The 14,520-nt window shown below is 69.0% G+C and carries 11 protein-coding genes; 4 read left to right on the top strand and 7 right to left on the bottom strand.

Annotation, left to right across the window (positions count from 1 at the left end):
* Positions 1–4 precede the first annotated feature (4 nt).
* Both BQ7106_RS08695 and BQ7106_RS08690 read left to right on the top strand, forming a co-directional pair.
* Entirely contained in the window at positions 5–3,955 is a 3,951-nt protein-coding gene (locus BQ7106_RS08695) for a M60 family metallopeptidase (RefSeq protein WP_072374334.1), read from the top strand.
* 135 nt (positions 3,956–4,090) lie between these two features.
* Entirely contained in the window at positions 4,091–4,768 is a 678-nt protein-coding gene (locus BQ7106_RS08690) for a YoaK family protein (RefSeq protein ID WP_072374331.1), read from the top strand.
* A gap of 51 nt (positions 4,769–4,819) precedes the next feature.
* Here the strand turns inward: BQ7106_RS08690 and BQ7106_RS08685 are convergent, their stop codons facing one another.
* The 6 genes from BQ7106_RS08685 to BQ7106_RS08660 form a co-directional block, all read right to left on the bottom strand.
* Positions 4,820–6,382 (bottom strand): alpha-amylase family glycosyl hydrolase, encoded by a 1,563-nt coding sequence (locus tag BQ7106_RS08685; protein WP_072374328.1) that lies wholly within the window; start codon positions 6,380–6,382, stop codon positions 4,820–4,822.
* A gap of 141 nt (positions 6,383–6,523) precedes the next feature.
* The gene (locus BQ7106_RS08680) at positions 6,524–7,129 is read right to left on the bottom strand and encodes a LysO family transporter (protein ID WP_072374325.1); all 606 of its coding nucleotides are present in this window, start codon (positions 7,127–7,129) and stop codon (positions 6,524–6,526) included.
* Between the two features lie 2 nt (positions 7,130–7,131).
* Positions 7,132–7,407 (bottom strand): LysO family transporter, encoded by a 276-nt coding sequence (locus BQ7106_RS11185; RefSeq protein ID WP_072374322.1) that lies wholly within the window; start codon positions 7,405–7,407, stop codon positions 7,132–7,134.
* 123 nt (positions 7,408–7,530) lie between these two features.
* On the bottom strand, positions 7,531–9,687 hold the full coding sequence (locus tag BQ7106_RS08670; RefSeq protein ID WP_072374319.1) for a Tex family protein: 2,157 nt from the start codon (positions 9,685–9,687) through the stop codon (positions 7,531–7,533).
* 559 nt (positions 9,688–10,246) lie between these two features.
* On the bottom strand, positions 10,247–11,566 hold the full coding sequence (locus tag BQ7106_RS08665; protein ID WP_072374316.1) for an ATP-binding protein: 1,320 nt from the start codon (positions 11,564–11,566) through the stop codon (positions 10,247–10,249).
* A 152-nt stretch (positions 11,567–11,718) separates the two neighbouring features.
* Positions 11,719–12,312, bottom strand: coding sequence for an SIR2 family NAD-dependent protein deacylase (locus tag BQ7106_RS08660; protein ID WP_129583832.1), 594 nt, complete (start codon positions 12,310–12,312; stop codon positions 11,719–11,721).
* Between the two features lie 549 nt (positions 12,313–12,861).
* Between BQ7106_RS08660 and BQ7106_RS08655 the strand changes: the two genes are divergently transcribed.
* Together BQ7106_RS08655 and BQ7106_RS08650 are read left to right on the top strand one after the other, a co-directional pair.
* Positions 12,862–13,206, top strand: a complete 345-nt coding sequence (locus tag BQ7106_RS08655) for a pyridoxamine 5'-phosphate oxidase family protein (RefSeq protein ID WP_072374310.1) — start codon at positions 12,862–12,864, stop codon at positions 13,204–13,206.
* Between the two features lie 11 nt (positions 13,207–13,217).
* The gene (locus tag BQ7106_RS08650) at positions 13,218–13,628 is read left to right on the top strand and encodes a nitroreductase family protein (protein WP_072374308.1); all 411 of its coding nucleotides are present in this window, start codon (positions 13,218–13,220) and stop codon (positions 13,626–13,628) included.
* 85 nt (positions 13,629–13,713) lie between these two features.
* On the opposite strand, the gene BQ7106_RS08645 is transcribed toward BQ7106_RS08650, so the two are convergent.
* Positions 13,714–14,511, bottom strand: coding sequence for an ABC transporter permease subunit (locus BQ7106_RS08645; protein ID WP_072374305.1), 798 nt, complete (start codon positions 14,509–14,511; stop codon positions 13,714–13,716).
* Positions 14,512–14,520 lie beyond the last annotated feature (9 nt).

Below are 14,520 nucleotides of genomic sequence, written 5' to 3'. Positions count from 1 at the left end.
GGACATGCTCCACAGAAGAGTAGCCCCGGCAGTTGTTGGGACCATCCTCTGCGCGAGCTTGGCGCCCGTCGGCGCCAGCGCGGCGACCACCCTGGAGGAGACCGCCCACGAGAGAGCGAGCCTCGGGGGGACGACCCCGACCGAGGCGGACGAGGGGGCACCCGCCGCCGACGGGGCGCCCCTCGACGAGGAGGCGGCGGGGGGCGTCGCCCCGGAGGCGCCCGCAGACGACGGCGCCGACGCGCCGCAGCCACCCGCGGGCGCCACGGTCGCCATAGTCCGCGGAGGCGAGCGCATCGAGCAGCCCGGGATCGTCGAGGCGTTCGCCGCCGCGCTCGACGGCGACGTCATCGAGGTCTCGGCAGATCAGGCGCTCTCGGCGCCCCTCCAGCTCCTCGACGGGCGCTCCGTCACCCTGCGCGCAACGGCACCCTGCACGATCTCGCGCGGCGAGGGCTTCCCCACGAGCGGCGGCAAGGTCGCCGGTATGGTGAGGCTCGACGGCGGCTCGAGCCTCGTGCTCGAGGCGGACGCGGGAGCCGGGGCGCGGCTCACCCTCGACGGCGCCGACGCCGACTCCGACGAGGCCGTCGTCACCCTCAACGGCCGCTCGTCCCTCACCATGCGCGACGGCGCCGCCATCGAGGACGCCCTCTGCTCCTGGAAGCCGTGGGGCGCCGTCTACGTGCGCTCCGGGTCCTTCATCCTCGACGGCGGTGAGATTCGCGACGGCTTCGCCATGAAGAACGCCGCCGTCGCCGTCGAGGCGGGGAGCTCGTTCGAGATGCGCTCCGGCTCCATCACCGGCAACCGCGTGAGCTACTCCCAGTCCATCGTGTGGACCAAGGGCTCAGTCCGCATGACGGGCGGCACCATCGCCGGCAACTCCTCCAACGTCTCCTCAGACGGCGTGGTGCACGTGCTCTCTGGGGGCTCGCTCGAGCTCGAGGGCGGCACCGTCGGCGACAACAGCCCCAACAACACCTATGGCGTCCGCGTCGACGCGGGCGGGTCGCTCTCGCTGGGCGGCGCCGCACGTCTCGAGGGCTCCGACCGCGTCAACCTCGCGGACGGGGCGAGCCTGCGCGTCTCGGGCGCGCTCACCGCGCACAGCACCGACGATCCCATCGAGATCGCCCTCTCGGGAACCTGGCAGGCGGGAAGGGTCGTGGCGAGCTGCGCCTCGCCCGAGGCGGCGCGCTCGGCCCTCGAGCGCGTCTCCTTCACGGGCGACGCCGAGTCCCGACCGATCGTCTCGGTGGGCCTTGACCGGCCGGGCGGGACCTCGATCGTCGTCGCGCCCGAGGAGGTCGGCGCCCTCTTTGACGTCCTCGACCGCCCCTTCGTCGACGGCCTTGCCCTCGACCTCGTTCCCGACCTTCTCGCCCCGGGCGCGATCGAGGACGCGCGCGACGCCATCGAGCGCCACTTCGGCGGCATCGACACGCCGGAGCGTCGCGCGCGCCTCGGTCAGCTCGAGCGAATCGAGCGCTACAGGACCTATCTCGAGGCCAACCGCGACGTGCTCGAGGCGAGCGTGATCTCGGCGTCCCAGCTGGGCGACCCGAGCGCCGAGGCGCGCCGCACCAACCAGGGCTACCAGTTCGACAACCTCGACGCCACCGGGCTCTACCTCGTCCCCGGACGCGTCAACGAAATCGTGGTGCACGTCGAGGCGGAGGACCCCTCCAAGCTCTCGGTGGCCTGGCGCCAGGTGGGCGTGACCGACACCAACAGCTACCCCTCGCTCAACCTGGGGCAGAAGACGAGGCTCGCCAACGGCGAGAACCGCGTCACCGTGGACCTCACCGGCAAGGCGAACGCGTACATGCTCTACCTGCGCAACGACTCCACCTCCAACGAGGCGCGCGTCCGCGTGGAGTCCGCCGACGCGGCCGACCCCGGGTCCGTCCCCATCCTGGGGTCGAGCCTCGGCGAGCACCCCTTCTACGAGCACGACCCCGCCCGCCCCGAGCGATTCTGGTCCTACGTCCAGGACGTCAGGGCGCACGCCGAGCGGGTCGGGCGCGGCGAGGCCGCGGACATGACGCTCATCCAGATGGGCGACGAGGGACACGCCCAGTTCGCCATCAGCGCCACCGCGATGGCGCGCGCCTACGCGACGATCTCGAACGAGGAGGAGGCCGTCGCCTACGTCGAGCGCTCCAACAGGGCAATCCAGGACCGCCTCGAGTTCTACTGGGCCTTCGACGGCTTTGACGCGAGCGAGGAATCCGGCCCGAACGCGATCACCACGGCGCGCGTTCACACCGCCTTCACCCGCACCGTCTCGAACCCGTCCACCATGTACGCCTACGGCCGCTACTTCCACATGCCCGAGCACTCGGCGGCGAGCTTCCTCTCGGGCGACGACATGTACGGGTGGGGCATGTCGCACGAGTACGGCCACATGCTCGACAACAACGTCATCGCCGTGGCGGAGGAGACCAACAACCTCTACTCCATCGCCGGCTCGCGCCACGGCGGCATCGAGGAGGCGAGAAGGACGGGCGGCACCTTCAGGCCCGCCGCCCACTACCACGAGAACGCCATGCGGGCCACCCGGATGCGCGACGAGGAGCTCGCGCGGCAGGCCGCCGACCCCAGCTACGTCCCCGACTGGTACAACGGCGACTCCTGGGGCGTCTACATCTGGACGCACGTCACCGCATGGTGGAACGGGCTGCACTTCTTCGACGACTGGGACTACTCCGGCTACGACTTCGAGGCGAGCCCCTACTCCGAGGGAGTGGCGGCCGACGTGGGGCGCTACGGCGCCTACGGCGCGACCCTGCGCATCCTGCGGAGCGACCCGCAGGCCGTGAGGACCATCGAGGAGCTTGCCTCGCACGCGACGAGGGGCGTGAAGTACAACCGCATGGCCGTCGCCTTCACCATGGGGACCGGCTACGACTTCGCCGAGTACCTGTACGGGCTGGGCGAGCGGGACCTCGCGCCCGAGGTGCTCGAGTTCTGCTCGCGCTATCCCTCGATGCCCCGCAAGGTGGCGTACTTCTCGCTCGACACCGACGCCGCCATCGTCAACGGGGCGCGCGCCTACGCGCAGGCGGCGGGAGAGGGCGTGGCGCCCGTCGTGGACGTCGAGGTCGAGGGGGGCGTCGCGCGAGTGAGCGCCAGCATGGCCACGGACGAGCTGGCCCGGGGCACCACCGCCTACGAGCTCTATCGCGGCGACGCGCTCGTGGGGTTCTCGCGCGACGGCTCGTTCACCTACGAGGCGGCCGAGGACCTCGACCCCGCCGAGCTCTCGGTCATCGCCTACGACGTGCGCCTCAACCCGAGCCTCGCCGCCGGGGAGAATGGCCCGATCGGCCCAGAGGAGCCGGAGGGACCCGAGGTTCCGGATTCGCCGGATCCCGACGAGCCTGAGCAGCCGGACGGCACGCCGGAGACGCCCGACCCCGACGAGCCCGAGCAGCCGGGCGGTGGGGAGGAGGAACCCGAGCTGCCCGAAGGTCCCGAGGAGCCGGACGCCCCCGATGCCGGCCTGCCCGACGACCCCGGGACGGGCGGAGAATCGGACGGGTCGGACGACCCCGGGACGGGTGGCAGCGACCCCGAGGAGGGCGTGGACGACCCCGGTACGGGAGGCGGCGACCCCGAGGCCCCCGACGCCGACGGCGACACGGGCAGCGACGGCTCCCCGGAGACGCCCGGCGACGGCCCGACGCCCGAGGAGGGGCCCGTGGGCGACGGCTCCGATCAGGACGCGGTTCCCGACGCGGACGCCGGTGACTCCGTGACGGGCGACGGCGGCGTCGCCTCCGAAGGCACGGGCTCCCCCGCGCCCGAGCAGGACCGACCGTCCACCCGCGACGAGCTCCCCCACACCGGGGACGCCACGCGCGCACCGGCGCTCATCGCCACCGCGGGAGCGCTCCTGATCCTCGTCGCCGTCGCCGTGTCGCGACGGCTCCGGAGGAGCGCGAGGTAGGTCTCTGGGCCCGGCGTCCGCCGGGCCCCCGCCGCTCCCGGCCATGTGTCGTGCTTTTGAAATGACGGAGGCCCCCGACCGCAATGGTCTAGGATGGCACCCGGCCCGAACGAGACGCGACGGAGGGGGCGGCGCATGGAGCAGGCGACGACAAGGACCAAGGTGCCCGTGAGGCTCGGGCTCACGGTCATCTGCGCGGGCGGCTTCATGGACGCCTACTCGTACCTGCTGCACGGGCACGTCTTTGCCACGGGGCAGACCGGCAACATCGTCCTTCTCTGCGTGAACCTTGCCGAGGGGGCGTGGCTCGGCGTGCTGCACTACCTCGTCTCGATCGTCGCCTTCGTGGCCGGCATCATGCTCTCTCGGCACGTTCTCGTGCGCGTGCACGACGGGGACAGCTATCGCATGCAGCGCACGGTCGCCCTCTTCGAGGCAGTCGCCTTCGCAGCGGTGGCCCTCGTCCCCGCCCTCGCGCCCGACCTCCTGGTCAACAGCGCCATCTCGTTCTTCGCCGCCATCTCGTACGAGAACTTCAGGACGTTCGGCACGCGCTCGGCCTACGCGAGCGTGTTCTGCACGGGCAACCTGCGCTCGTTCGGCGAGACCCTCTACGACGGGGTGTTCCGCGGCGATCGCCACGAGCTGCACCGGTCGGCGCGCTACGCGGCCCTCGTCGCCTCGTTCTGCGCGGGCGCCGTCGCGTGCAAGCTGCTCATCGACGTCATCGGCGCGTACACGAGCCTCGCGATCAGCGCGCTGTTCCTGCTCTCCACGCGCTTCATCCCCCGCCCCCAGGCATCGGAGGCGTAGCGTCGGGCGCGCCGCGCCGCGCGGCGTCGGCGGCGGCGCGCCCGACGGCCGCTACACCAGCTCGATGAACACCGCGCTCTCCCCGGGCATGCGCAGCACGCCGCCCGAAAGCTCGCACGGAGCCCCCAGCTCGTAGATCGTGCGCGATGCCGCGAGCTCGCACGGCACCTCCACCGGGCTCGCCGACGGGTTGAGCGCGCAGAGCACGCGCTGGCCGCCCTCCTCGCGGTCGGAGCGCAGGTAGACGAGCGGGTACGCGTTCTTCTCGCAGTACACGAACTCGACCGCGGCGCTCACGCCGAGGGCCGGCGTCGCTCGGCGCAGCGCGATCAGGCGGCGCAGCTCGCTCCACAGCGAGGACTCGTCGGCCATCTCGGCGGCGACCGTCGGGGCGTCCGCCGCGGCGTCCTGACGGACGTAGAGGGCGTCGGCGGGGGCGTCCGAGAAGCCGAAGTTGGGCTCGGACGCGTCCCACTGCATGGGCGAGCGAGCGCCGGTGCGCTGGTAGCCGCCCTCGACCGAGGTCACGTCAAGGTGGCGCATGCCGATCTCGTCGCCCGCATAGACGAAGGGGCAGCCCGGCATGGACATGATGAAGGCAAAGGCCATCTTCATCTCCTGCGGGTCGAGGAACTTGCGCAGGCGGTCCATGTCGTGGTTGCCCGAGGGGATGCACATGAGGCCGCGCCCGTCAGTGAGCTCCATGTTGCGCCGGTAGGTCGCCACGAACTCGCTCGCGTCGCCCGCGCCCTCGCGCGCGAACCACGGGTGCTCGCAGCGGAAGAGGTCCATGTAGTGCGAGGTGCCAAACTGCAGCAGGAAGTCCATGTGGAAGCCCGCGCGGATGGTCTTGTCCGGCTCCCCCCACTCGGAGATGAGCACCGCGGCGGGATAGCGCTCGTCGAGGAACGCCCGCATGTCCTGCCACAGGGCGATCGTGCCCTCCTGCTCGGGATCGTCCTTCACGAGCGAGCCCGCCATGTCCACGCGGAAGCCGTCGCAGCCGCGCTCGAGCCAGAAGGCCATGACGTCCTTCATCGCCTGGCGCGTCGCGAGCGCCTCAGCCGAGTCCATGGCGCTCTGCCAGGGCTCCGTCACGCGGTAGAAGCCGTAGTTGAGCGCCGGCTGGAAGGCGAAGAAGTTCACCGCCACCGCGCCGTTGCGCTCGGCGATGCCACGCAGCACCCCGTTGACGCCGGGAACGTCGCCCACGGGCGTCCAGACGTCGTCGGTCCAGACGTAGCGCCCGGAGAACTCGTTCTTCTCGGCGCGGCACGACTCCCTGAACCAGGGGTGCTCGATGGAGGTGTGCCCGGGGACGAGGTCAAGAAGGACATGCATGTCGCGCGCGTGGGCCTCCTCGAACAGGTGCACGAGGTCGTCGTTGGTCCCGTAGCGCGGCGCCACCTGGCAGTAGTCCGCCACGTCGTAGCCCGCGTCGCCGAAGGGCGACTCGAAGCACGGGTTGATCCAGATGGCGTTGCAGCCCAGCTCGCGGACGTAGTCGAGCTTCTCGACGATGCCCGGCAGGTCGCCGATGCCGTCGGCGTTCGTGTCGTTGAAGCTCTGGGGGTAGATCTCGTAGAAGACGGCGTCGTCAAGCCAGCTGCTCATGGTGCTCCTTCCCTGCTGCGTTCCATTGGATTGGAAACGTTTCCAATCTGAAAGGAATTGTAGTTCCGGGAAGGGCCGGCCGGAGCGGGATTCTGGCGGCCGGGGGCGCTTTGCCGGCGAGCGAGCCGTCCGACGGGTAGCCTAGGCGCCGAAGAGCTGGTAGCAGAGGGGAATGAGCACGGGCACGAACGCCGAGCAGATGGCGCCGTTCAGGACCGACAGCACCACGTCCTCCTCGCTCGTGTACTTCATCATCATGGGAAGCGTGGTGTCCTCGCTCGTGGCGCCGGCGGCTGCGATGCAGGCGGCGGGGCTGAGGTGGCGCGCGAGCAGCGGGATGCAGAAGAACGAGAGCATCTCGCGCATGAGGTTGCTGAGAAACGCCACTCCCCCATACATGCCGCCCGAAAGCGCGCCTATGGTGACGCCGCCCAGGCTGTACCAGCCCATGCACCCGGCGATGGAGGCGCTCTCGGCGAGCGGGTAGCCCGTCACCAGCGAGCAGACCACGCCGCCCGCGACCGATCCGATGGTCACGCCCAGGGGGATGACGAGCGCGCGCAGGTTGTACTGGGCGATCTTGCGGGCGATGCCCCGCTGCAGCCCGATGCTCACGCCCACCGAGAACATGAGGAGGTTGAGGACCAGGTCGCTCGAGGCGAGCAGGGCGTCGACGGCGGGGAGGTCCCCTCCGAGCAGGCCGCACGCGATGCCGGCGAGAAGGGCCGCGAGGGCGAGAAACACCACGGCTACTCCCCCTCCTTCGCGGCGAAGGCGCGGCGCGCCACCAGGTAGACGAGCGCCACCGAGGCCGCCATGGGAATCACGCAGAAGAGCGCGCTGTCGAGGCCGATGGAGGTCAGGTTGCGCAGCAGGTCGTCGTTTCTGCCTATGGACACGCCCATCGTGAAGATGAGCAGGACGGTCAGGACCACCTGGAGGCGGCCGTTTGCGCCCGCCCAGCGCTCGGGGAACAGGAGCTTCCCTATGAGCACCCCGGCGCACATCAGCAGTATCGTCAACATCAGACCCCCTCGTTCGAGCTTGCCCCATAGAGGTGTACCGGGTCGCGCGACCCGGCGCAAGCGGAGACTTTGAGGAGGGCCGGGGCCGCCGCGGACGCGAGGCGGCCCCGGCCCGGCGCTCGCCTACTTCCCCGGGACCATGGTGAGCGAGATCTTGCCGCGGTCGCGGTCGACCTTCTCCACCCACACGCGCACCGTGTCGCCCACGGCCACCACGTCGCTGGGGTGCTTGACGAAGCGCTTGGCCATCTTGGAGATGTGCACGAGACCGTCCTGGTGCACGCCCACGTCGACGAAGGCGCCGAAGTCCACCACGTTGCGCACGGTGCCCGTGAGCTCCATGCCCGCCTCGAGGTCGTCGATGGAGAGCGCCGCACGGCTGAAGACCACCTCGGGCGCGTCGTCACGCGGGTCGCGACCGGGCTTCTCGAGCTCGGCGACGATGTCGATGAGCGTCATGACGCCGCAGTCGAGCTCGCCGGCGAGCGTCGCCACGCTGCCCACGCGCTGCGCGATGTCCGGGACCCCGCCGCGGGTGAGCTCCTCGGCCCCCACGCCCGCGCGCTCGAGCAGCGCGGTGGCAACCGGATAGCTCTCCGGGTGCACCGCCGTGGCGTCGAGCGGGTTGGCGCCGCCCACGATGCGCAGAAAGCCGGCAGCGTTGAGGAAGGCCTTGGGACCGAGCTGGGGGACCTTCTTGAGCTCGCGACGATCCTTGAAGGCGCCGTGCTCCTCTCGGTAGGTCACGATGTTGCGCGCGACGGTGGCCGTGATGCCCGAGACGTATCCGAGCAGGCTCGCGCTCGCCGTGTTCACGTTCACGCCCACGCGGTTGACCACGTCCTCGACCACGTTGCCGAGCGCGCGGGAGAGCTCGGCCTGGTCGAGGTCGTGCTGGTACTGGCCCACGCCGATGGACTGGGGCGGGATCTTCACGAGCTCGGCGAGCGGGTCCTGCAGGCGGCGGCCCAGGCTCATGGCGCCGCGCGTGGTGACGTCGAGGTCGGGGTACTCCCGGCTCGCGAGCTCCGAGGCCGAATAGACCGAGGCGCCGGCCTCGTTGACGATGGTGTAGCGCAGGTCGGGCGCCTGCTCGGCGATGAACTCGGAGACGACCTCCTCGGTCTCGCGGCTGGCGGTGCCGTTGCCTATGACGATGGTGTTGATCTTGTGCTTGGCCACGAGGCGCGCGAGCTCGCGCTTGGTGCCCGCAACGTCGTGGCGCGGCTTGGTCGGGTAGACCACGCCGTGGTCGAGCAGCGTGCCGTACTCGTCGAGCACCGCCACCTTGCATCCCGTTCGGTACCCCGGGTCGAGTGCGATCACGCGGGCGCCGCGCACCGGGCGCGCGGACAGCAGGCTCTCGAGATTCTTCGCAAAGACGTTGATGGCATCGGTCTGCGCGCGGACCGTGAGCCTGGCGCGCACCTCGCGCTCGAGGGAGGGGGCCATGAGGCGCTTGTAGCCGTCCGCGATCGCCGCGTCCAAGACGGGCGCGAAGACGCCCTGGCGGCGCGGCCAGCGGCTTCCCAGGCGCGCCACGGCGGCATCCGCGTCGACGCGAACGCGAACGCGCAGCTTCTCCTCGCGCTCGCCGCGGTCGATCGCCAGCACGCGGTGGTTGGGGATCTTGTGCGCGGGCTCGGCGAAGTCGTAGTAGGGCTCGTAGGGGGTCTTCTCGTCGGGGTTCACGGCAACGGAGACGATGTCGGCCGTGTTCTCGGTGAAGGCGCGCAGGTCGGCGACGTTCTCGGCGTCCTCCGCCACCGTCTCTGCCACGATGTCAGCTGCGCCGGCGAGGGCCTTCTCAGGCGTGTCGAACCCGGCCTCCGCCGCCTCGGGCGTCACGAAGGGCGCCGCGGCGTCGAGCGCCGATCCCTTGGTGGCAACCTGCATGAAGATCATGTTGGCAAGCGGCTCGAGCCCCGCCTCGCGCGCCTTCTGCGCGCGCGTCATGCGCTTCTTGCGATAGGGCTTGTAGAGGTCCTCGACGCGCTGCATGACCGTGGCGGAGCGAATCTGCTCCTCGAGCTCGGGCGTGAGCTTGCCCTGCGCCTCGATGAGCAGCAGGACGTCCGCCTTGCGCTGCTCGAGGTTGCGCAGGTAGGCGAGGCGCTCGTCGAGCGCGCGCAGGGCGACGTCGTCCATGCCGCCCGTGGCCTCCTTGCGGTAGCGCGCGATGAAGGGGATGGTGTTGCCCTCGTCGATGAGCTTGACGGCGGCCTCGACGGCTTCCGGCTTGAGGCCGAGCTCGTCGGCGAGCGTGGCGATGATGTCCATGTGTGGCTCCCTCGGTCGGGTGCGTGGGTGCGATAGTGCAAGGTTCCCTAGGATACCCGAAGCGCGCAAAGGCGGGCGTGCGGGGGGCGTGCAAAGGGGACAGGACGCAGCAAAGGCAAGCATCCGAGGAGCGCTCCGTCACAGGAGGGAGCCCCGGCGATAGTTGGAATGGACGCCCCCCGGACAAGGTTTAGCGTGCCCCGCCGCCCCTGTGGTCAATCCATTCGGGCTCTGGAAACGGCGCACCGGCGCCCCCGCCTCGGCGGTCGATTCGTCTGCGGGATGGGCGGGGGGCGGCCACGGTGCGCAGAGCGTGCGCGACCTGCTCGCTCTCCGGCGGCATGGGCGAGGCGGGGCACCGGAACCCTATGGTCATGTTCAAGAGACAGCGGAGGTTCAAGGCGCTGCGCGGCGTCCTGCCCTTCTCGCTCGTCAAACGGTTCATAAGAGGAGCGGTGCCGACTAAGCGGGCCGACCGCCTCACGCCAGAGGAGAAGGCCGTCATGGCCTATGCGGCCGAGCCTATGGCTGGACGTGCAATGCAGCTCGCCGGAAGCACCTACTCCCCGAGCATACGGATGGGAACAACGTACACCCCGTCGGGGCGGCGATAGGCCGCCTCACCAGCGCCAACGATAACGGCGAGAAATGCCGGAGGGTCGACGCGCCGTCGCTCGTCGCGGAGCAGCTTGTCCCGGAGCCTGGTCAGGCTGCGCGCCGCATCCGCCACCTTGTCGTGGCTAAGCTTCACCTCGCACGCCGCCCAGCGACCATCAGCAAGCTCAATGATCGCATCGGCCTCAAGACCAGAGTCGTCATGGTAGTAGCGCACCGGGCGCGCCGACGCAAGCGGATGCGCCTCTGCATAGACCTGCAAATCCCGCATGACAAGATTCTCGAACACCATGCCGAACGTCTGCCAATCCTGCAACAGTCGCTCTGGACCCATGCCGAGAAGCGCCGCAGCGATAGATGGGTCGGCAAAGTAGCGCTTGGGGCTCACGCGCATGCGCTTCGGAGAGCGCGAGGCGGGCACCCAGCCCTCGATCTCGTCAACAAGATACACATCGGAGAGCAGCGCCAGGTGGCGCGAAACCTCGCGACGCTCCGAGTCGGAAACTTCAGCTTTTGCAGCGTGACCAAAGCCATCCTGCGCAAGCGTGACGTTGGAGACGGACTGTCCGACGCTTCGCGCCAGCGAGCGACACAACCGCTCTGCAACACGGTGGTCCCCACCCATGCGGGGGATGCCCTGCTCAAAAACTTGGGTGAGATAGGAGCGCACAATCACCTGCGCATCTTCCGCGGACATATCAACTGCCTCGGGCCAGCCGCCCCGGCAAACCACGTGCGCCAAGCCTCGTATGTCAGCAGCGCAAGCGCCAGGAGAGAACGCGCCATCGAACAAGCCGCGGAGGCTCACCGCACCCGTAGACTCCCGCGACTCCTGGAGCGTCATGGGATGCATGCGAATCCGACCGATGCGCCCCGCCCCGCTATGCGAGACCTTGTCTTTTTGCGGCGTCGAAGAGCCCGTGAGAATCCACATCCCACGCGTTCCCCCAGCATCATCGATGGCATGCCGAACCGTATCCCAGACGGCGGGGCAGCGCTGCCACTCATCAATGACGTGAGGCTGCTCGCCCGCAAGCGCAAACGAAGGATCGGCCCTGACCGCATCGAGGTTGCCGCCGCGATCCGCATACGTGACGCTTTCCGCCTGAGCGAGCGAAGACCATGTCTTCCCGCACCACTTGGTGCCCGAAACTTCAATCGCACCAAAGAGCTTCAGATAGCGAGAAATCTGAGCATCAACGATACGTCGCCGGTACCGTGCAGGCTTTTGTGATCGATAGGCAACCCCGGGGCCGTCTGGCATGGAACATCACCCCTTGCATCCAAGAATCCGAATGATGCGAACCCAGAATACGAAGAATTCTACCCCAGGAATCCGAATATTGTAGACTCATAATTCCGAATTCAGGCATAGGGAACTGCACACGAATCGCTGGGACGGCAACGACACGCATACTAACCCCGCCTGCGGCGTAGGGGTGAATAGAGCACGCGCCCGCGCTGGTGGCGCCGCCGGAAGTCCTGGTAGCGCGCCGCAGCGGCGTACCAGCCCTCGTCCTCCACGAAGGTGTCGTCCGAGCGAAGGTTCATGGCCATGGGCCGGCCGCACACCGGGCAGCGCGGGACGAGCTCCGACGGCACGCTCATGGCCGGGCGCGCGCCCTCCAGCAGCGTGAGCGCGCCATCGGCGGCAATCACGTAGCCCTGTGCCTCGATCATGTCCCTGACCAGGTGCTCGTTGTCGTAGGTCTGCCTGTGACAGGGCACGCTGCACTGCAAGAGGCCGTAGTCGCCCTGGGTGTAGAAGAGGCGTCGCCCGTCAAAGCCCGCCAACTGGAACTGGTGGTCCACGTTGGTGGTGAGCACGAAGTGGTCCTTGTCGCGCACGAGGGAGAGCAGATCGTCGTAGGCGGTGCCCGGGGCCTTCACGTAGCGGTTGCACCAGATGTAGCGGCTCCAGTACGCCCAGCGCTCCTCGAAGGAGCCAAACGGGCAGAAGCCCCCCGGAGTACATGTCCTGAAAGCGGTACTTCTCGATGAAGTCGCCAAAGATCGCCTCGAACCGCGGCCCGTCATACGTGAGCCCCGCGGCCGTCGAGAGGCCCGCGCCCGCGCCGACGACGACCGCGTCCGCCTCGTTGAGGGCGCGCGCAAGGCGTCCCAGCTGCGTCTCGGCGAGTCCCCCGCGCGGGGCCGCCACCAGACTTCCCAAGTCAAACATGTCGCACCCCGCGGACGGCTCCGTGGCGCAGAGCAGCTTCGTCGAGTCGCGGGCGTGCGTGACTAGGTGTAGGCGCGAAACGACGTTTTTCTCGCCAGAAGTGTCGGCGGGCGCCTACAGAATCCCAGCCGTAGGCGCTGGCCGACACTTTTCGTACCTAAACTGTCGTTTCGCGCCTACGGATGGGACCCGCGGTCAGCACGGTGGCCATGCTCATCCAGGAGTCCACGGCAAGCTCGCTCATGTTGCCCGCAGGCATGATGCTCGCGTTGGTTACCACAAGGTTCCTACCGCACTTTAAAGTGCTTACTTCTCATTGGACACCGCTTTCCAGATGATGGGCTCACCGAACAATCACCACGTCATCGGAGGTACCCATGAGCAGCGAATGCGTTTCCGCGCAGTCGTGCATCGAGCTTTTGCGCCAGATCCGCGACGTCTCGTTTGCCACGGTCGACGAGAGCGGCGCCCCGCAGGCCCGCATCATCGACATCATGCTGGCCGAGCCCGGAGCGGCGATCTTCTGCACGGCGCGCGGCAAGGAGTTCTACCGACAGCTCGTCGAGGACGGGCGCGTCGCGGTCACGGGCCTCACCGAGGGCTTCGAGATGATCCGCCTCCAGGGCCGCGCCCACCGCCTGCCCGAGGACCAGCTCGGGCTCTGCGAGCACAGCGGAGCCGCAGCGGGAGCCGACGCCACGGAGGAGGCGCGGACCGACTGAGGGGGACGACCGTGAGGGAGCGCCTGGCGGACGAGGGCGTCTACCCGAGGGGCTACGACGAGAAGAGCTATGGGGACATGAGGCGCTGGGAGCAGACCGTCCGTCCCGACATGCTCTTCTGCGGAGCCCCGCACATCCTGGTGCCCCACGCCCCGCTGGGGGCGGGCGAGCCCGTCCAGGACGTCATCATCGCGGGGACGTACTTCGAGCTGCTGTGCGCGTCTCGTGGGCTCGGCGCCGTGATGATGACCTTTCCCCTGGACGTTCTCGCGCTCATGCCGGACGTCCGCGCGCTCCTCGGGATTCCCGAGGACCACTACGTGGGCATGGTCGTGGGGTTTGGCTACCCGCAGATCCCCTACGCCCGCGCGACACAGCGAAGCCTCGACCCCGTCCGCGTGCGCACGCTCTCGCTGGGCTGACCGGCCTTCCCTGGCGAAGCTCCGGGGAAGGCGCGGGGGCGCCCGTGGAATTAATCGGTCGAGTGGCCCCTCCCCAAGTCGGCCCTTACACGCTCAGGTCGCGCCGCGTGAAGACGGCGGCCCCGAGGACGAAGAGCGCGGCACCCGAGACGCCGAGCGCGGTCGCGCCCGCAAGGGCGCCGAACTCCCCCGAGGCGACCCCGAGCGGGTCGAGAAGCGAGAGGGGCGTGACGTCGGCGAGCCAGGCAAGCTCGTCGCCCACCCCCGAGAGCATCTGAACGAGGACGAAGAGCGCGCACACGGCAACGCCCACCCACCTCGCGGCGGGGACGTTCGGCAGGGCACAAGCGCCTGCCCAGCACACGCCGGAGAGGAACACCCACAGGCAGAACGTGGCTACGTTGATGACGACGAGATCGGAGGCGACAAGCTCGCCGGGGAACATGATGTATGCCGCAGCCAGCTCGAACACCGTGAGCACCGTGGCGAGAAGGACGAGGCAGAAGATGAGAACGCCCGCCTGCGAGGCAATGAGCCTCGCGCGCCCCACGGGCTGCGCGAGCAGGTAGGCAATGCTTCCGCGCTCGACGTGACGGACCACGAGACGGTTGGCGAGCACCGCCGCGAGAACGAGGGGAAACACCACGAGCAAAAAGCCATGCAGATAGTTGACGACGAACTCCAAAAGCGTCGTTCCCTGGTCTGCCATGCCGAAGGCGGCGAAGAGCTCAGGCATGGCGTCGCGCATGAGGGCAAGCGACTCGCCGAGCGCGGGATCGTACATGCCGATGATGACGCAGGCATAGAGGATCACCACCGCGGCGATAATTGCGGTCGGAAGAAGACAGGAGCGCAGCTCGTGCCTGAAGAGAGGAAGGATCATCAGAACCCC

Origin of the sequence: Thermophilibacter mediterraneus, from assembly GCF_900119385.1 — a bacterium.
Taxonomy (GTDB): domain Bacteria; phylum Actinomycetota; class Coriobacteriia; order Coriobacteriales; family Atopobiaceae; genus Thermophilibacter; species Thermophilibacter mediterraneus.
This window is presented reverse-complemented; position numbering and strand designations above follow the sequence as displayed.